Here is an 18,248-nt window from a genome sequence, read left to right as displayed (position 1 = left end):
GCCGTGTCCACCCCTACCGCCGCAGGCGGCGCTGTAGCCGCGATCAGGCCGCGGCACGTCGTACCAGTAGCCCTCTCCGAGCTCGCGCGAACAGCCGGAGCGGAGGTCCCGGCCGGCGCCGCTGACGTCGCCGTCACCGGTGTCTCGCTCGACTCCCGCTCGATCCGCCCCGGTGACCTGTACGCCGCCCTGCCGGGCGCCGCGACGCACGGCGCGGCCTTCGTCGCCGGCGCCCAGGCCGGCGGTGCGGTCGCCGTACTGACCGACCGCGCAGGCGTCGAGCGGGCGCTGACCGCCGGCCTGCCGCTGCTCGTCGTCCCCGACCCGCGCGCGGTGCTCGGCGCCGTCGCCTCCAAGGTGTACGGCGAACCGACCAGCGAGCTGCGCCTGCTCGGGATCACCGGCACCAACGGCAAGACCACGACGAGCTTCCTGCTCGACTCGGTGCTGCGCCGGCTCGGCCCGGCCGCGCTGGTCGGCACGATCGAGACCCGGATCGGCGACCAGGTCGTGAAGAGCGCGATGACCACGCCGGAGGCGACCGATCTCCAGGCGCTGTTCGCGGTGATGCGCGAGGAGCACGTCGGCTGGTGCGCGATGGAGGTCTCCAGCCACGCGCTGGCCAAGGGCCGGGTCGACGGCGCCCGGTACGCGGTCGCCGGGTTCACCAACCTGAGCCAGGACCACCTCGACTTCCACAAGACCTTCGAGGAGTACTTCGCCGCGAAGGCCTCGCTGTTCACGCCCGAGCGCTGCGACCTGGCCGTGGTGAACATCGACGACGAGTACGGCCGCCGGCTGGCCAAGCAGACCGTCGTCCCCCTGGTCACCGTGGCCACGACCCGCGACGCCGACTGGACGGTCGCGGCGACGCACCAGTCCGAGCACGGTTCCACGGTGATCGACATCCGCGGCCCCGGCGAGGAGCTGACGATCGAGATCGTACTGCCCGGTGACTTCAACGTCGCCAACGCGCTGCTCGCGGTCGCGATGCTGCGGCAGGTCGGCGTACCGGCGGCCGAGATCGCGGCCGGTCTCAAGGACGCCCGCGTGCCCGGGCGGATGGAGACCTTCGTCCGCGACGGCCTGCAGGTGATCGTCGACTTCGCGCACACGCCCGACGCGGTCGAGCTGGCGCTGCGCGCCGCCCGCGGCGCGACCAAGGGCCGCCTGTACGCCGTGGTCGGCTGCGGCGGCGACCGCGACCCGTGGAAGCGCCCGGCGATGGGTGCCGCCGCCGCGCGCGCGGCCGACGCGGTGATCGTCACCGACGACAACCCGCGCAGCGAGGACCCGGCGGCGATCCGGGCCGCCGCCGTCGAGGGCGCACAGGCCGCCGTACCGGACGTGGACCTGCGTGAGGTCGGCGACCGGCGGCAGGCGATCCGGACCGCGATCGAGCTGGCCGGCCCGGGCGACACCGTGGTCGTGCTGGGCAAGGGCCACGAGACAGGCCAGGACGTCGGCGGCGTGATCCACCCGTTCGACGACCGGCAGACCGTACGTGAGTTGTTGGAGGAGACCCGGTGATCCCTGTCAGGTGCGGTGACATCGCAACGGCCGTGGGCGGTGAGCTCGTCGGCGTCGAGGCCGCGGCCGTCGTCGACGGCGCGGTCGCGAAGGACTCGCGCGAGGTGGTCCCGGGCGGTCTGTTCGTGGCGCTGCCCGGTGAACGCGCCGACGGCCACGACTTCGTGCCGGCCGTGACCGAAGCGGGTGTGACGGTCTCGCTGACCACGCGGCCGGTCGAGGGCTGTCCGTGCATCGTGGTCGCGAACACCCAGGTCGCGCTCGGCGAGCTGGCCCGGTACGTCGTGGCGCAGCTGCCCGACCTGACCGTGATCGGCCTGACCGGCTCCCAGGGCAAGACCAGCACCAAGGACCTGATCGCGCAGCTGGTCGCGCCGTACGGGCCGACGGTGGCGCCGGTCGGCTCGTTCAACAACGAGATCGGGCACCCGTTCACCGCGCTGCAGGCCGATCAGGAGACCCGGTTCCTGGTCGCCGAGATGGGCGCGCGGCACGTCGGCGACATCAACTACCTGTGCCGGATCACGCCGCCGAAGGTCGGGATGGTGCTGAACGTCGGGCACTCCCACATCGGCGAGTTCGGCAGCCAGGACGCGATCGCGCAGGCCAAGGGCGAGATGATCGACAACGTCGTGGCCGGCGGTACGGCGGTGCTGAACGCCGACGACCCGCGGGTCGCCGGGATGCGGCCGCGCACCGAGCAGACCGTGCGCACCTTCGGCGAGGCGCCGGACGCCGACGTCCGCGCGAGCGACGTGAAGGTCGACGGCGAGGGCCGGCCGCACTTCCTGCTGCACGCGGACGGCGAGAGCCACCCGGTGCAGCTGCAGCTGATCGGCGAGCACAACGTCGCCAACGCGCTGGCCGCCGCGACCGCGGCGCTGGCCGTCGGGCTGACCCCCGAGCAGGTCGCCGACGGCCTGAACAGCGCGGCGCGGGTCTCGCAGGCGCGGATGGAGGTGACCGAGCGGCCGGACGGCGTCACGGTCATCAACGACGCGTACAACGCCAACCCCGACTCGGTCCGGGCCGCGCTGAAGGCACTGGTCGCGATCGGGCGGGCCCGCGAGGCACGGACCTGGGCGGTGCTCGGCGAGATGCTGGAGCTCGGCGACACGTCCTCGACCGAGCACGACGCGGTCGGGCGGCTCGCCGTACGGCTGGACGTGAACCGCCTGGTGGCGGTCGGCCCGGGCGCGAAACCGATCCATCTGGGGGCTTCGCTGGAAGGCTCCTGGGGCAACGAGTCGGCGTACTTCGACACCATCGGTGAGGCCCTCGAGCTGCTCCGCGCGGAGCTGCGCAGCGGTGACGTCGTCCTGGTGAAGTCGTCGAAGGCGTCGAACCTGCGCAGCCTGGCCGACGCTCTCCTGCAGGAGGCCGCGCAGTGATCTCGATCCTGTTCGCGGGGGCCATCTCGATGGTGCTCACGCTGCTCGGCACGCGGCTGGCGATCAACCTGCTCTCCAAGCGCGGCTACGGCCAGGAGATCCGCGACGACGGCCCGACCTCGCACCACACCAAGCGCGGGACGCCGACGATGGGCGGCACCGTCTTCATCATCGCCACCATCGTCGGGTACTTCGCGGCGAAGCTGCTGACCATGAAGCCGCCGAGCGCGTCGGCGCTGCTGGTGCTGTTCCTGTTCGCCGGGATGGGCGCGGTCGGCTTCCTGGACGACTTCATCAAGATCTTCCGCCAGCGCAGCCTCGGCCTGCGCAGCAAGGCGAAACTGGCCGGCCAGACGATGGTCGCGGTGGTCTTCGCCGTGCTCGCGCTGCAGTTCGCCGACGAGCGCGGCCAGACCCCGGCGTCGCCGTTCATCTCGTTCATCCGCGACATCCAGTGGCTGCACCTGCTGCCGGTGCTCGTGGTGATCTGGATCCTGCTGCTGATCGCCGGCATGTCCAACGGCGTGAACCTGGCCGACGGTCTGGACGGTCTGGCCACCGGCGCGTCGATGATGGTCTTCGGCGCCTACACGCTGATCTGCATCTGGCAGTCCAACCAGAGCTGCGCGACCGCACCGGGCGCCAAGTGCTACGAGGTGCGTGACCCGCTCGACCTCGCGGTCGTCGCGGCCGCGCTGACCGGCGCGCTGTTCGGGTTCCTGTGGTGGAACGCGTCGCCGGCCAAGATCTTCATGGGCGACACCGGTTCGCTGTCGCTGGGTGGTGCGGTGGCCGGCTTCGGCGTGATGACCCGCACCGAGCTGCTGGTGCTGCTGCTCGGCGGTCTGTTCGTCATCATCACCGCGTCGGTGATCCTGCAGGTCAGCTGGTTCAAGATCACCAAGCGCACCGGCGGCGTCGGCAAACGCCTGTTCCGGATGGCGCCGCTGCAGCACCACTTCGAGATGCTCGGCTGGGAGCAGGTGAACGTGGTGATCCGGTTCTGGATCATCTCCGGGCTCTGCGTCGCGACCGGTCTCGGCCTCTTCTACGCGGAATGGGTAGCCGGATAATGAGTCTCACCACACGCACCGACGACGGCTGGGCGACCACGCGGTTCGTCGTCCTGGGCTTCGGTACGGCGGGCTACGCGTGCGCCGACTCGCTGCTGCAGGCCGGCGCCGAGCACGTCGTCGTCCTGGACGACCGCGACACCGAGGCGCTGCAGGAGAAGAAGCAGATCCTCGGCACGCTCGGTGCGGACATCCGGCTCGGCGCAGGCAGTACGGCGGCGCTGCCGGACGACGTCGAGGTCGTGGTCACCTCGCCGGGCATCCCGCCGCACGCGCCGCTGCTGGCCGCGGCCGCGGAGCGCGGCGTACCGATCTGGAGCGAGATCGAGCTGGCCTGGCGGCTGCGCGACCCCGCGAACGCCGCGCCCTGGCTGTGCATCACCGGGACCAACGGCAAGACCACGACGGTGCAGATGCTGACCGCGATCCTGACCGCCGCCGGGCACCGCGCGGTCGCCGCGGGCAACGTCGGGCTCCCGCTGCTCGAGGCCGTGATGGACCCCGAGCCGTACGACGTGATCGCGGTCGAGCTGTCCAGCTACCAGCTGCACTTCACCGACTCGATGTCGGCGCACTCGGCCGCCGTCCTGAACCTGGCGCCGGACCACGTCGACTGGCACGGCTCGATGGACGCCTACGCCACCGCCAAGGGCCGGATCTTCACCAACTGCCAGGTCGCCTGCGTCTACAACGTGGCCGACCCGGTCACCGAGAAGCTGGTCGAGGACGCCGACGTGATCGAGGGCTGCCGCGCGATCGGCTTCACCCTCGGGACGCCGGGCCTGTCGATGGTCGGGCTGGTCGACGAGTACCTGGTCGACCGCGCGTTCGTCGAGCAGCGCGCGACCTCGGCGCTCGAGCTGGCGACGCTGGCCGACATCACCCCGCCGGCGCCGCACAACGTCGCCAACGCGCTGGCCGCGGCCGCGCTGGCGCGGTCGTTCGGCGTACCGGCGACCGCGGTGCGCGACGGGCTGCGCGGGTTCCGGCCGGACGCGCACCGGATCGCGCACGTCGCGGAGGTTGCCGGGGTCAACTACGTGGACGACTCCAAGGCCACCAACCCGCACGCCGCGCAGGCCTCGCTGCTGGCCTACGAGCACGTGGTCTGGATCGCCGGCGGGCAGGCCAAGGGCGCGACCTTCGACGAGCTGGTGATCGCGGCCCGCGAGCGGTTGCGCGGTGTCGTGCTGCTCGGCCAGGACAAGGCGGTGATCGCCGAAGCACTTGCCCGACACGCGCCTGAGGTCCCGGTGATCGTGGTCGAGTCAACGGACACTGGAACCATGGAGACCGTGGTGGGGGAGGCGACCAAGCTCGCACAGGTGGGTGACACCGTGCTGCTGGCGCCGGGCTGCGCTTCGTGGGACATGTTCGCCAACTACGGAGCCCGCGGGGACGCTTTCACCGAAGCCGTGAACCGCCTGGGCCACTGAGGCCTGAGGTGATCGCATGACGTCGATCATGGACCGGCCGGAGCAGAAGTCGCCCGAGCGCGGTGGCGGGACCGGCAGTGCCTTCCTGGCCGCTGTCCGGAACATCCTGGACCGCCCGCTCACGTCGTACCACCTGGTGCTCGGCGCGACCGGTCTGCTGATGGTGCTCGGGCTGCTGATGGTCCTGTCGGCTTCGAGCGTGCTGTCGCTGCGTACGAACGGGAACAGCTACACGATCTTCTACCGCCAGCTGATCTGGGTCGGCGTCGGTCTGCCGATGGCGTACGTCGCCTCGCGGATGACACCGCGGCACTTCCGGATGCTCGCGTACGTCGCCCTGCTGGGCTCGACGTTCCTGCTGGTGCTGACCTACGTGCCGGGCCTGGGCAAGAACGTCAACGGCAACACGAACTGGCTGTCCTTCGGCGGTCCGCTGCAGATCCAGCCGAGCGAGTTCGCCAAGCTGGCGCTGGTGATGTGGTGCGCCGACCTGTACGCGCGCAAGCAGAAGCTGCTCACCCAGTGGAAGCACCTGCTGATCCCGATGGCGCCGGTCTGCGGCCTGGTGATCGCGCTGATCGTCGGCCAGCGCGACCTCGGCACGTCGCTGGTGCTGATGGCGATCATGATCGGGCTGATCTGGGTGGTCGGCGCGCCGACCCGGCTGTTCGTCACCGCGATCGCGGTGGTCGGTGTGATCGCGGCGTACTTCGTCACCACCGCGAAGCACCGGATGGACCGCCTGACCAACTTCATGAACCCGTTCGCCGACCCGACCGACGTCGGCTGGCAGGCCTACCACGGCCTGTACGCGCTCTCCACCGGCGGCTGGTGGGGCGTCGGGATCGGCAACAGCCGGCAGAAGTGGGGCAACCTGCCCGAGGCGCACACCGACTTCATCTTCGCGGTGATCGGTGAGGAGCTCGGGCTGATCGGCTCGCTGACCGTGCTCGCGCTGTTCCTGACCCTGGCCTACGCCGGGATCCGGATCGCGACCCGGTCCACCGAGCCGTTCATCCGCTACTGCGCGGCCGGGATCACGGTCTGGATCATGGCCCAGACGCTGGTCAACCTCGGGGCCGTGATCGGTCTGCTACCGATCGTGGGGATCCCGCTCCCGCTTTTGTCGTACGGTGGGTCCGCACTGCTGCCGACGCTGATCGCGATCGGCATGCTGCTGTCCTTCGCGAAGGCCGAGCCCGGCGCGCAGGCCGCCCTCAAGGAGCACCGGCGGCCACTGCTCGGGTGGATGTCGACGCGGCGCACACCTGGCCCGAGCGGCCGTGAGAACACGCGGGAGCGTTGAAAGCTGTGCCGAGCATCGTTCTGGCCGGTGGGGGAACCGCCGGCCACACCTCACCCCTGATCGCGACCGCCGACGCGTTGCGCCGGATCGACCCGACCGTCGAGATCCTCGCCCTGGGGACCGAGCGCGGGCTGGAGACCCGGGTGGTGCCCGAGGCCGGGTACCGGCTCGAGCTGATCCCGCCGGTCCCGCTGCCGCGCAAGCCCACGCCGGCGCTGTTCGCCGTACCGGGCAAGATGCTGAACTCCGTCAGCGCCGCCCGCAAGGTGCTCGACGAGGCCAAGGCCGACGTGCTCGTCGGCTTCGGCGGCTACGTGTCCACCCCGGCGTACGTCGCGGCCTGGCGCCGCAAGACGCCGATCGTCGTGCACGAGGGCAACGCGGTCCCCGGCATCGCGAACAAGTTCGCGGCCCGGTACTGCACCGAGAACGTGATCACCTCGTTCCCCGGCACCGACCTCCCGCACGCCCAGTACGTCGGCCTGCCGATCCGCCGGGCCATCTCGACGATGGACCGGGCCGCGCAGCGCGCCGAGGCGCAGGCGTTCTTCGGGCTCGACCCGGCGGCGCCGACGCTGTTCGTCACCGGCGGCTCGCAGGGTGCGCAGCAGCTGAACAACGCCTTCGCCGGCGCGGCCGCGGACCTGCAGGCGGCCGGCGTACAGGTTCTGCACGCGATCGGCCCGAAGAACACCCTCGAGGTCGCCCAGACCGGCCCGTTGCCGTACCGCGTGCTCTCGTACGTCGACCGGATGGACCTCGCCTACGCGGCCGCCGACCTGGTGGTCTGCCGCTCGGGGTCGAACACGGTCACCGAGGTCTCCGGGGTCGGACTGCCGGCGATCTACGTTCCGCTGCCGCACGGTAACGGTGAGCAGCGGCTGAACGCCAAGCCCGTGGTCGATGCGGGCGGCGGCCTGATCGTCGACAACGCCGACGTCACCCCCGACTGGGTCCGCGCGACCGTGCCGCGACTTCTGCACGACCGGGCGCGTCTGACAGCCATGTCCGCAGCCGCGCAGGGAGTCATCCGCACCGACGCCGACGACCGGTTGGCGCAGATCGTGCTCGATGTGGTGAGGTCGGCCTCGTGATCGTCACCGCACCTGACACTCTCCTGCCGGCCGAGAAGCTGGGCCGCGTGCACTTCGTCGGCATCGGCGGCGCCGGGATGTCCGGCATCGCCCGCATCATGGCCTCGCGCGGCATCGAGGTCTCCGGCTCCGACGCCAAGGACGGCAAGGTGCTCGCCGCGCTGCGCGCCCTCGGCGCCACCTGCTGGGTCGGCCACGCCGCCGAGCACGTCGCCGCCGTCGACACCGTCGTGGTCTCGACCGCGATCCGGGAGACGAACCCCGAGGTCGTCGCGGCCCGCGCGGCCGGGATCCCGATCCTGCCGCGGGCGGCCGCGCTCGCCTCGGTGATGGTCGGGCGGCGCACGGTCGCCGTCGCCGGGACGCACGGCAAGACCACCACGACGTCGATGCTCACCGTCGCGCTGCAGCACTGCGCGGCGGACCCGTCGTACGCGATCGGCGGGAACCTCAACGAGTCCGGCTCGAACGCGCACGACGGCACCGGCGACCTGTTCGTGGCCGAGGCCGACGAGTCCGACAAGTCGTTCCTGACCTACAGCCCCGAGGTCTCGATCGTCACCTCGGTCGAGCCCGACCACCTGGACAACTACGGCGACGAGGCCAGCTACTTCCAGGCCTTCGAGGACTTCTGCGGCCGCGTCCAGCCGGGCGGCTTCATGGTCGTCTGCTACGACGACGCGGGCGCGCGCCGGCTGGCCGCGTTCGCGCGCGAGCGCGGGATCGACGTCCGGACGTACGGCGAGGCCGACGACGCCGATCTGCGGGTCACCGAGATCTCCGCGTCCGGTGCCCTGCAGTCGTTCGTGCCGGTGTTCCGCGGCCGCAAGCTGCCGGTGGTGAACCTGCAGCAGGCCGGCAAGCACAACGCGCTGAACGCCTCCGCCGCACTGTCCGTCGGGCTCGGGCTCGGCTTCTCCGCGGCCGACCTGGCCGAAGGGCTGGCGTCGTTCACCGGGACCGGACGGCGGTTCGAGTTCAAGGGACTCGAGGACGGCGTGCGGGTGTTCGACTCCTACGCGCACCACCCGACCGAGCTGACCGTCGACCTGATCGCGGCCCGGCAGGTGGCGGGGGAGGGGCGCGTGATCGCCTGCTTCCAGCCGCACCTGTTCAGCCGGACGCGGATCTTCGCGACCGAGTTCTCCGAGGCGCTGGCGCTGGCCGACGAGGTCGTCGTGATGGACATCTTCGCGGCCCGCGAGGACCCGGAGCCCGGTGTCACCGGCGCCCTGATCGCGAACCACGTGCCGCTGAAGCCGGAGCAGGTGCGCTTCGAGCCGTCCTGGTCCGCCGTACCGCGGGTGGTGGCTGATCTCGCGTTGCCGGGGGACCTCGTGGTCACCCTGGGCGCGGGCGACGTGACGCTGATCGGGCCCGAGGTGGTCGGGCTGCTGGCCGAGCGGGCGGCGCACAACGCCGCACTGATCGAGTGATCCTTCGATGAGCTCCGACGCTGATCTGGCCAAGGCCCAGCAGCGGTTCGCGCGCCGGCAGCGGCTGGTGCGCTGGCGGAGCTGGCTGCCCTGGGCGGTCGGCGGCGCGGTGCTGCTGCTGTCCGCGATCACCGTCTGGCTGTTCTACTTCTCGTCCGCGCTGGCCGTCGACGGCGTCCGGGTGACCGGCGCGGACACGGTGCCGGTGGCAACGGTCGAGCAGGTCGCCGAGGCCCCGCTCGGGACACCGCTGGCCAAGGTCGACCTGAACGTGATCGCCGAACGGGTGCGCGGGATCCAGTCCGTCGCCGACGCGCAGGTGACCCGGGCCTGGCCGAACCAGCTGGAGATCGTGCTCACCGAGCGGGTCCCGGTCGTGGTGGTCACCGACGGCAAGCAGTTCGAGCTGGTCGACGCGACCGGTACGTCGTTCCGGACCGTGCCGTCGCGGCCCGAGGGACTGCCGGAGGCCCTGGTCGTCGGTGCCCGCCGGGAGGTGACGATCCGCTCGGTGGTGACCGTGTCAGCCGCTTTGCCGGTCACGCTGCGTTCCGAGGTACGGTCGATCTCGGCCTCCTCGCCGGACTCGATCACCCTCAATCTGGGGTCCGGGGTGAAGGTGGTCTGGGGCGGTTCCGATGACAGCGCGCAAAAGGCCGAGGTACTCAGCGTGCTGATGCGGCGCCAGGCCAAGGTGTACGACGTGTCCGCGCCCGATCTCCCTGTCACCAAAGGGGAAAAGAGGTAACGCGTCACATCCCGAACCACATCACGGGACGGGCGGCGAGGCGCGTGGACATTGGCAGAACGCGTCCCGTAGCGTGCGACGCAATCGATAAAGTCGAGATAACTCTAAGCATCCACTTGAGGTTCAGTCTTTTCGCTGGAACTTTCGCTGGAACACGGCCAACAGGTCACAACGGGACAGAACGAGGCGAGAGGCGCGGACGTGGCGGCACCGCAGAACTATTTGGCACTCATCAAGGTCGTCGGTATCGGCGGAGGCGGCGTGAACGCCGTCAACCGGATGATCGAGCACGGTCTGAAGGGCGTTGAGTTCATCGCCATCAACACCGACGCCCAGGCGCTGTTGATGAGCGACGCGGACGTCAAGCTCGACATCGGCCGGGAGGAGACCCGCGGCCTCGGGGCCGGCGCGAACCCGTCGATCGGGCAGAAGGCCGCCGAGGACCACGCGGAGGAGATCGAGGAGGCGCTCAAGGGCGCCGACATGGTCTTCGTCACCGCGGGTGAGGGCGGCGGCACCGGCACCGGCGGTGCGCCGGTGGTCTCCCGGATCGCCCGCTCGCTCGGCGCGCTGACCATCGGCGTCGTCACCCGGCCGTTCTCCTTCGAGGGCAAGCGCCGGGCGACCCAGGCCGAGGACGGCATCTCCGCGCTCCGCGAAGAGGTCGACACCCTGATCGTCATCCCCAACGACCGGCTGCTCACCATCTCCGACCGGGCCGTGTCCGTGCTGGACGCCTTCAAGCAGGCCGACCAGGTGCTGCTGCAGGGCGTCTCCGGCATCACCGACCTGATCACCACGCCGGGCCTGATCAACGTCGACTTCGCCGACGTCAAGGCGGTCATGTCGAACGCCGGCTCCGCGCTGATGGGGATCGGCTCGTCGCGCGGCGAGGACCGCGCGGTCGCGGCCGCCGAGGCCGCCATCTCGTCTCCGTTGCTCGAGGCAAGCATCGAGGGTGCGCACGGGGTGCTGCTGTCGATCGCGGGCGGGTCGGACCTCGGCCTGTTCGAAATCAACGAGGCGGCCCAGCTGGTCTCGGAGTCGGCGCACACCGACGCCAACATCATCTTCGGCGCGGTGATCGACGACGCCCTCGGCGACGAGGTCCGGGTCACCGTAATCGCCGCTGGCTTCGACGGCGGCATGCCGAAGCGCCGCGAGCAGGCGATGAACAGCGCCCGCCCGCAGAACCGCGCAGGCAGCGCCGAGGCGCCGCCCGCACGTCAGGACTCCTTCGGAGCGCCGCGCCAGGACTCGGGCTTCGGCGCCCCGCGCCAGGAGAACGGCTTCAGCAACCAGCGCCAGGACACCGGCTTCCCCGCACCGCGCACGGACGCCTTCGGGGCGCCGCGGCAGGAGTTCTCGGCCCAGATGCACCAGCCGGGCGCAGACAGCTCGAACCCGCCGGGGTACTCGCCGGGCGGTGTGGGCACGAATGCTGCGACGCAGGGTCAGGGCGGTCAGGGACAGGGCGGCCCGGCGCAGGGCGGCCTGGGGCAGGGAAGCTCTGGTCAGGGTGGCCCGGGGCAGAGCCACTCCGGTCACGGCGCGGCCGGTCACGCCGCGGCCGGCCACGGCCAGTCAGCTGACGGCCGCTCAGCCGACGGCCAGCCCGCGGACGGCCAGCCGAACCACGGCCAGGGATCCCAGGACCACTCGGCCCACGGCCAGTCGGGTCAGAACCAGTCGGGTCAGGGCCACTCGCCCAACGGCCAGCCCACCCCGCCCCAGGTCCCCGGCACCATCCCCTTCAGCTCCACCAACCCGGCCCCGACCTCCACCCCGGCGTCCCAGGACGCCCAGGTCACCCACGGCCACTTCGGCACCCCCAGCGACGACACCGTCCCGGTCCCACCGTCGACGGAGTCCCGCCCCGGCGCCGGCACGACGTACTCGGCCCGCCCCCAGCCCGGCGAGCCAACCCGCACCCCGCCGACCACCTCCGCGCCGTACTCCCCGCCGTCCACCCAGACCCCACCCACCCGCCCCACCAGAAAGCCGGACCCCGAGGAAGACCTCGACATCCCCGACTTCCTGAAGTAGTCACCCCCGAACGCCCCAGCCTCCGGCCGGGGCGTTCGCCGTTGAGCAGCGCGGAGCAGGCGACACCACTCCGCACCCACGCCGCAACCCCGCGCTCGCAGCCCTCCTCCCGCCGACAAAGTCCGACCTGCCCAGCCAGGCACCCCACCCAAGCGCCGCCGCCCACCCCGCCAACCAACCCGACCCCGCCTCGCCCGCCCCGCTGGCCGGGCCCGGCAACCTGCCGAGACGCGCCGCCCCGCTGGCCGAGCCCGCCAACCTGCCCAGACGCGCCGCCCCGCTGGCCGAGCCCGCCAATCTGCCTTACGCCGCCGTCTGGCCGGGCCCGCGAACCTGCCCGACGCGGCCGCCCCGCAGGCCGGGCCTGCCCGGGGCTGTGAGCCTGCCGGCCCGCCCCGGCCCTGCCATGCCGCCTACCCCCGGCGCGGCCAGGCCGTCCGCTCGGCCCCTCCGTCGCCCTCCTCCTCGCCCGATCCCCGCCCTCGATCGCACTTTGGGCACCGTTCAGGCACGAATTGCGGCTCTGGCTGACTGGGTGGTGCTCAAAGATGACGTTCGTTGAAGGATGACGTGCCGAAGGACAGGAGGTGTGGCGTGCGGACTGTGGGGTTCAGACGTGCCGAAGTGCGTACTCGGGGGCGCAACAGGGGAGACCTCCTGTTGCTCGGTACGTCCTCGAGCGGCTACGTCCGTTCAGATCGGTAAACGGCGACTACCACCCCGTGCCGCGCCGGCCGGGCCCGCCAACCTGCCCGACGCGCCAGCCCGCCCCGCCGGCCGAGCCCGACGGGGTCTGTGAACCTGCCGGCTCGCCTACCTCGGCCCCGCGAGGCCGCCCGCCAGGTCCATCCGTCCTCCTCCTCCTTCTCCTCCTCCTCGCCCGACCCCCGGCCTCGATCGCACTTTGGGCACCGTTCAGGCACGAATTGCGGCTCTGGCTGACTGGGTGGTGCTCAAAGATGACGTTCGTTGAAGGACGGTGTGCCGAAGGACAGGAGGTGTGGCGCGCGGACGGTGGGGTTCAGGCGTGCAGGCGCGTACGCGGGCGGCGCACAACAGGAGACCTCCTGTTGCTCGGTACGTCCTCGAGGGGCTAAGTCTGCTCAGGTCGGTAGACGGCGACGACCACCCCGTGCCGCGCCTCGCCCGGCCCCGCGTCCTTCAGCGTCGTCGTGATCTTGTCGAGCTGCGCCGCGAGTTCTTCGGCCTGGGCCTGCGTCAGCCGCACGTTGCGGATGTTCAGCAGCGGATCGTCGGCGGTCTGCAGGTCGGCAGCGACCGCCTGCAGGGCGATCGTGTTGTTCTCCCGCGCACCCTCGCCGGTGAAGCTGAAGCGGTGCGCCGTACGCCGGTAGTACTGCTCCGTCCCACCCCGCACTTGTCGGGTCTCCGTGACCTCGACCATGCCTGCCTCCCGCAGTACGCCGAGGTGGTGCGCGATGTTCCCCTTGCCCGTCCCCAGCGTCACCGCCAGCTGGCTCGTCGTCGCCGACTCCTGCCCGAGCGCGAAGAGCAGTCGGTGCCGCAGTGGGTGCCCGAGGGCCTTGAACTGTGCCGCGCTGGAGATCTCCAGGTCCTCGTCCATGAATCAAGCGTCAAAGATCCTTGACGCTTTGTCAAGCCGCGTGCTTCACTCCTCGGCATGCACACCGACGAGATCCGAACCATCGTGGACCGCCTGGCCGCCCTGGTGAACGAGCAGTACGTGTTCCCCGAGGTCGGCCGCGAGGTCGCGGACCGCCTGACCACCGCCGCCGCCGACGGCAAGTACGACGGACTGACCGACCCCGAGCAGCTCTCCGTCCAGGTCACCGCCGACCTCCAGATCGGCAACCAGGACAAGCACCTGCGGCTCAAGTTCCACCGCGGCGAGGTGCCCGACGAGACCGATCCGGTCGAGGAGGAGCACTACTGGGCGACCCGCGCCCGCCTCGACGCCGGCGGCGTCGGTCGCGTCGAGCGCCTCCCCGGCAACATCGGCCTGCTCGGGATCAAACCGCTGCTCTTCGACCCGTCGCACGGCGGCGCCGCCGTCACCGCCGCAATGTCGTTGCTCGCAGCAACGGACGCGCTGATCCTCGATCTCCGCGAGTGCCTCGGCGGGTCGCCCGAGCAGGTCGCGTTCGTCTGCAGCCACCTGTTCGACGGCGAACCGGTGCACCTGAACGATCTGGTCACCCCCGCGACCGGCGCCGTCCGCCAGTTCTGGACCCACCATGTCCCCGGCCCGCGCTTCGGTGGCAGCAAGCCGATCTGGGTGCTGACCAGCGGCTCCACGTTCTCCGGCGGCGAGGAGCTGACCTACGACCTCCAGCAGCTCGGCCGCGCCAAGGTCGTGGGGGAGCGCACCGGCGGCGGCGCCCACCCGCGCGAGGGTTTCAAGCTGCACAGCCACCTGGAGGCGACCATCCCGATCATGCGCGCGATCAACCCGGTCTCCGGCACCAACTGGGAAGGCGCCGGCATCACCCCCGACCTCGAGGTCCCCGCCACCGACGCGTACGCCGTCGCCCACCGCGAGGCCGTCGAGCACGTCCTCGCGCTGCCCGCCACGCCCGAACGCCTCGGCGTCCTCGACGAAGCCCGGGCGGCGCTCGACCTGTCCCTCGCCCCCGCGGCCGGCTGACCTGCCGCGAGGGGTGGTCGGGGTGCGGCCCGGCCCCGGTCGCTGGGTAGCCTTCTGCCGTGTTCGGTTACGACGAGGTTCTCGGCAGTGTCCGCTTCGCCTTCACCGATCGCTACGGGGGAGCCAGCCTCCCGCCGTACGGCGAACTGAATCTCGGCAGCGCGGCCGGTGACGAGGCCGAGGCGATCGCCGAGAACTTCCGCCGGGTCGCCGCCGCGTTCGACCTCACGCCGGAGGCGGTGGTCCGGGTCAGCCAGGTGCACGGCCGCGACGTCCACGTCGTGCGGCCGGAGGACGTGCTTCCGGTCAGCCCGAACCCGAAGGCCGACGCCCTCGTCACCACCCGCACCGACGTCGTCCTGGCCGTCCGCGCCGCGGACTGCCTCCCGGTCCTGCTCGCCGACCCGGTCAACGGCGTGATCGGCGCGGCGCACTCCGGCCGCAAAGGCCTGTACGCCGGGGTGGTGCCGGCCACGGTCGACGCGATGCGCGGCCTCGGCGCCGAGTCGATCACCGCGGTCCTCGGCCCGTACGCCTGCGGTCGCTGCTACGAGGTCCCGGAGGAGATGCGCGCCGAGGTCGCCGAGCGCGTGCCCGCGTCGTACGCCGAGACCAGTTGGGGTACGCCGTCGATCGACGTGGCCGCCGGTGTCACCGCGCAGCTCGGCGAGCTGGGCGTCGAGGTGGTCGACCGGACGCGCTGCACGATCGAGTCCGAGGACCTCTACTCGTACCGCCGCGAGGGCCAGGTCAGCGGCCGCCTCGCCGGCCTGATCAGGCTCGGCGAATGAGCGCCGAGGAGGAGCGAGCCGATCCAGCGGCCCGCGCGGCGGAGCTGTCCGCGAACGTTGCACAAGTTCGCGAACGCATCCGGGCCGCTTGTGAAGCCGCCGGGCGCCCCGAGAATTCCGTCACCCTGGTCGCGATCACCAAGACCTTCCCGATCGAGGACGTCCGCGCGCTGGCCGCACTCGGTGTCACCGACACGGGGGAGAACCGTGAGCAGGAGCTGAAGGCGAAGGCGCCCGACGCGCCCGACCTCGTTTGGCACTTCGTCGGCCAGCTGCAGTCGAACAAGGCCCGCTCGGTGGTCCGCCTGGCCCAGGTCGTGCACTCCGTCGACCGGCTCTCGCTGGTCGGCGCGCTGTCGAAAGCCGCCGTCGCCGAGGAGAAAACCGTGCGGTGCCTGTTGCAGGTCAGCCTGGCGTCGTACGGGCCTGAGGGCGCCGAGACGGGCATGAGCCGCGGCGGCGTCGCGCCGGGCGACGTAACGGAACTGGCGACTGCTGTCGCCGAAGCCGACGGCCTCGAGCTGGGTGGCGTGATGGCCGTTGCGCCGTTGGGTTCCGACCCCGACGAGGCCTTCGCCGCGCTGCGTGCGGTGTCGTCGCGGCTACGCTCCGAACACGCCGGCGCCGGCTGGATCTCGGCCGGGATGACCGGTGACCTGGAGGCGGCGATCAGGCAGGGAGCGACACACGTTCGGCTCGGGCGTGCATTACTCGGAACGCGTCCCCCACTGGGCTAGTGTCGACATCGAGTGGATCGCGAGGTCCGCTCACTCGTCGGCGAGGAACCTGATTCGAAGGGCTGGAGGGCCATGAGCGGCGCGCTGCGCAAGATGGGTGTGTACCTCGGCTTGGTCGAGGACGGCGAGCGCTACAACGCGCGCTACGACGACGAGTACGACGACTACGACGAGTACGAGGACGACGTCGTCGACGGGGAGTCCCACGAGACCGAACCGGTCCGCGAGTCCCGGGACGCGCGCGACGGTCGCGAGGTTCGCGACGGTCGTGACCAGCGTGACCGCGACGAGCAGGGCGCGACGGTCAGCAAGTTTCCAGAGCGGCGTGGAGTCGTACCGTCCCCGGAGGTTACCGAGTTGGCCCGCATCACCACCGTGCACCCGCGCAGCTACAACGAGGCGCGCGTCATCGGTGAGCACTTCCGCGACGGTACCCCCGTCATCATGAACCTGACCGAGATGGACCACGCCGACGCCAAGCGGCTGGTCGACTTCGCCGCCGGGCTGATCTTCTGCTGCCGTGGCTCGATCGAACGGATCACCACCAAGGTGTTCCTGGTCTGCCCGCCGAACGTGACGGTCGCCGCGGAGGAGAAGGAGAAGATCGCCGCGGACGGGTTCTACAACCAGAGCTAGAACGCTCCGGTGACTTCCCCGGTCTTCTACACTCATTGACGACATGGTTGCTCTAGCGCTCGTCCTCAGTGTTCTCAGCTGGGTGCTGCTCGCCTTCTTCCTGATGCTGGTGGCGCGGTTCGTACTCAGTCTGATTGTCATGTTCGCGCCACAGTGGCACCCCAAGGGCCCGCTGCTGCTGCTGTTCGAACTGGTCTACTCCGTCACCGACCCGTTCCTGCGGCCACTGCGCCGCATCCTGCCCCCGATCGGGGCCGGCGGGATCCGGATCGACCTGTCCATGCTGATGTTGTTCGTGCTCGTCTCGCTGGCGATGTCGGTCAACAACACCGCGATCCGGTCGCTGTGAGGGCGGCCGTGCGGACGCCGCGACGGAGCTTGAGCCATCGGCAGGAGGGGTAGAAGCAGACCCGAGCGAAGGGGTGCCGGTCAAGTTGTCGCCCGGCCCGGATTCCGCCAGAACACAACGAAGCGATAACGTGATCTACTGAGTCGCCGGGGTTTGCGCCCCAGACTCCGCCAAGACACAGACAAACGAGGTGAAAGATGCCGCTGACGCCGGATGACGTCCGCTCGAAGCAGTTCACGCCCGTCCGATTGCGGGAGGGTTACGACGTCACTGAGGTCGACTCCTTCCTCGACGAGGTGGAGGCCGAGCTCGAGCGTCTCCTCGCGGAGAACGAAGAGCTGCGCGCGAAGCTGGCGGCGGCCCAGCGCGCTGGTGCGGGTCAGGAGCGGCCGGTCGACCAGACCGCCGCGCTCCCGCCCGTCGTACAACAGCCCAAGCCCGCTCCGGTCGTGGTCGAGAAGCCCGAGGAGAAGCCCCCAGTCGTCGCTCCCGCTGTAGCGGCCGCGGGGGCTGCTGCGGCAGCAGGGACCGTCGGCGACGCGTCCAGCTCCGCCGTGCGGCTGCTGGAGATGGCCACCAAGCACTCCGACGACCTGGTCCAGGAGGCGAAGGACACCGCCGACAAGATCATCGGCGAGGCCCGCGCCAAGGCCGAGCGGCTGGAGAACGAGGCCCGCGGCAAGGCCGACCGGATGACCGGTGAGGCCCGCGCCCGCGCCGAGAAGCTCGACGGCGAGATCGCCGAGCGGCGCGCGCAGATGCTGGGGACCCTGGAGAAGCAGAAGGGCCAGCTCGAGCGCACGATCGACGACCTGCACGCCTACGAGCGCGAGTACCGCAGCCGGCTGAAGACGTACTTCACCGAGCAGCTCAAGGCGCTCGGCAACGGCGACGACACGCTCAGCCCGCGCAACGGCTTCCGCCCGGAGGCCCGCGCGCAGGCTCACGGTCACGGCGTGTAAACAACACCTCGGGTGAGGAGGCGGTGCTTTCCGGCGGCACCGCCTCTTCGTCATGTCCGGGAACTTCTGACTGACCGCGCCGCCACG

General features: G+C 70.9%; 15 protein-coding genes and 1 pseudogene. 15 read left to right on the top strand and 1 reads right to left on the bottom strand.

Annotated elements, in window-relative coordinates; translation table 11 throughout:
* The first annotated feature begins 3 nt into the window (after window positions 1-3).
* The 9 genes and pseudogenes from AB0M01_RS18615 to ftsZ all read left to right on the top strand — a co-directional run.
* Window positions 4-1,530: a UDP-N-acetylmuramoyl-L-alanyl-D-glutamate--2,6-diaminopimelate ligase gene (locus AB0M01_RS18615; RefSeq protein WP_363670921.1), complete on the top strand. Its 1,527-nt coding sequence runs from the start codon at window positions 4-6 to the stop codon at window positions 1,528-1,530.
* Entirely contained in the window at window positions 1,527-2,921 is a 1,395-nt protein-coding gene (gene murF / locus AB0M01_RS18610; protein WP_363670919.1) for a UDP-N-acetylmuramoyl-tripeptide--D-alanyl-D-alanine ligase, read from the top strand. Before AB0M01_RS18615 ends, murF begins: the two co-directional genes overlap by 4 nt.
* Entirely contained in the window at window positions 2,918-3,994 is a 1,077-nt protein-coding gene (gene mraY, locus AB0M01_RS18605; protein ID WP_363670917.1) for a phospho-N-acetylmuramoyl-pentapeptide-transferase, read from the top strand. Before murF ends, mraY begins: the two co-directional genes overlap by 4 nt.
* The gene (murD, locus tag AB0M01_RS18600; protein ID WP_363670915.1) at window positions 3,994-5,430 is read left to right on the top strand and encodes a UDP-N-acetylmuramoyl-L-alanine--D-glutamate ligase; all 1,437 of its coding nucleotides are present in this window, start codon (window positions 3,994-3,996) and stop codon (window positions 5,428-5,430) included. The genes mraY and murD overlap by 1 nt, the downstream gene beginning before the upstream one ends.
* 16 nt (window positions 5,431-5,446) lie before the next feature.
* Complete coding sequence (ftsW, locus tag AB0M01_RS18595; protein ID WP_363670913.1) at window positions 5,447-6,736, top strand: putative lipid II flippase FtsW; 1,290 nt, start codon at window positions 5,447-5,449, stop codon at window positions 6,734-6,736.
* A gap of 5 nt (window positions 6,737-6,741) precedes the next feature.
* Window positions 6,742-7,830 carry an undecaprenyldiphospho-muramoylpentapeptide beta-N-acetylglucosaminyltransferase gene (gene murG / locus AB0M01_RS18590; protein ID WP_363670911.1) on the top strand — a complete coding sequence of 363 codons (1,089 nt, stop codon included), beginning with the start codon at window positions 6,742-6,744 and terminating at the stop codon, window positions 7,828-7,830.
* Window positions 7,827-9,266, top strand: a complete 1,440-nt coding sequence (gene murC / locus AB0M01_RS18585) for a UDP-N-acetylmuramate--L-alanine ligase (protein ID WP_363670909.1) — start codon at window positions 7,827-7,829, stop codon at window positions 9,264-9,266. Before murG ends, murC begins: the two co-directional genes overlap by 4 nt.
* 7 nt (window positions 9,267-9,273) lie before the next feature.
* Window positions 9,274-10,014: an FtsQ-type POTRA domain-containing protein gene (locus tag AB0M01_RS18580; RefSeq protein WP_363670907.1), complete on the top strand. Its 741-nt coding sequence runs from the start codon at window positions 9,274-9,276 to the stop codon at window positions 10,012-10,014.
* 201 nt (window positions 10,015-10,215) lie between these two features.
* Window positions 10,216-11,196 (top strand): annotated as a pseudogene (gene ftsZ, locus AB0M01_RS18575) (cell division protein FtsZ); the annotation flags it as partial.
* Between the two features lie 1,957 nt (window positions 11,197-13,153).
* On the opposite strand, the gene AB0M01_RS18570 reads toward ftsZ, so the two are convergent.
* Window positions 13,154-13,645 (bottom strand): helix-turn-helix domain-containing protein, encoded by a 492-nt coding sequence (locus AB0M01_RS18570; RefSeq protein ID WP_363670905.1) that lies wholly within the window; start codon window positions 13,643-13,645, stop codon window positions 13,154-13,156.
* A 57-nt stretch (window positions 13,646-13,702) separates the two neighbouring features.
* On the opposite strand from AB0M01_RS18570, the gene AB0M01_RS18565 reads away from it, so the two are divergent.
* From AB0M01_RS18565 to AB0M01_RS18540, 6 genes are all read left to right on the top strand, one after another.
* Window positions 13,703-14,686, top strand: coding sequence for a S41 family peptidase (locus AB0M01_RS18565; protein WP_363670903.1), 984 nt, complete (start codon window positions 13,703-13,705; stop codon window positions 14,684-14,686).
* 59 nt (window positions 14,687-14,745) lie between these two features.
* Complete coding sequence (gene pgeF / locus AB0M01_RS18560) at window positions 14,746-15,477, top strand: peptidoglycan editing factor PgeF (RefSeq protein ID WP_363670901.1); 732 nt, start codon at window positions 14,746-14,748, stop codon at window positions 15,475-15,477.
* Complete coding sequence (locus tag AB0M01_RS18555; RefSeq protein WP_363670899.1) at window positions 15,474-16,214, top strand: YggS family pyridoxal phosphate-dependent enzyme; 741 nt, start codon at window positions 15,474-15,476, stop codon at window positions 16,212-16,214. The genes pgeF and AB0M01_RS18555 overlap by 4 nt, the downstream gene beginning before the upstream one ends.
* 72 nt (window positions 16,215-16,286) lie before the next feature.
* Window positions 16,287-16,850, top strand: coding sequence for a cell division protein SepF (gene sepF / locus AB0M01_RS18550; RefSeq protein ID WP_363670896.1), 564 nt, complete (start codon window positions 16,287-16,289; stop codon window positions 16,848-16,850).
* Between the two features lie 43 nt (window positions 16,851-16,893).
* On the top strand, window positions 16,894-17,199 hold the full coding sequence (locus AB0M01_RS18545) for a YggT family protein (RefSeq protein ID WP_344169555.1): 306 nt from the start codon (window positions 16,894-16,896) through the stop codon (window positions 17,197-17,199).
* A gap of 197 nt (window positions 17,200-17,396) precedes the next feature.
* Window positions 17,397-18,161 carry a DivIVA domain-containing protein gene (locus AB0M01_RS18540; RefSeq protein WP_184794094.1) on the top strand — a complete coding sequence of 255 codons (765 nt, stop codon included), beginning with the start codon at window positions 17,397-17,399 and terminating at the stop codon, window positions 18,159-18,161.
* Window positions 18,162-18,248: the final 87 nt, after the last annotated feature.

Source organism: Kribbella sp. NPDC051770 (genome assembly GCF_040681455.1).
GTDB lineage: Bacteria > Actinomycetota > Actinomycetes > Propionibacteriales > Kribbellaceae > Kribbella.
The sequence above is the reverse complement of the archived record's forward strand: the minus strand, read 5'-3'. Positions and strand labels throughout refer to the sequence as shown.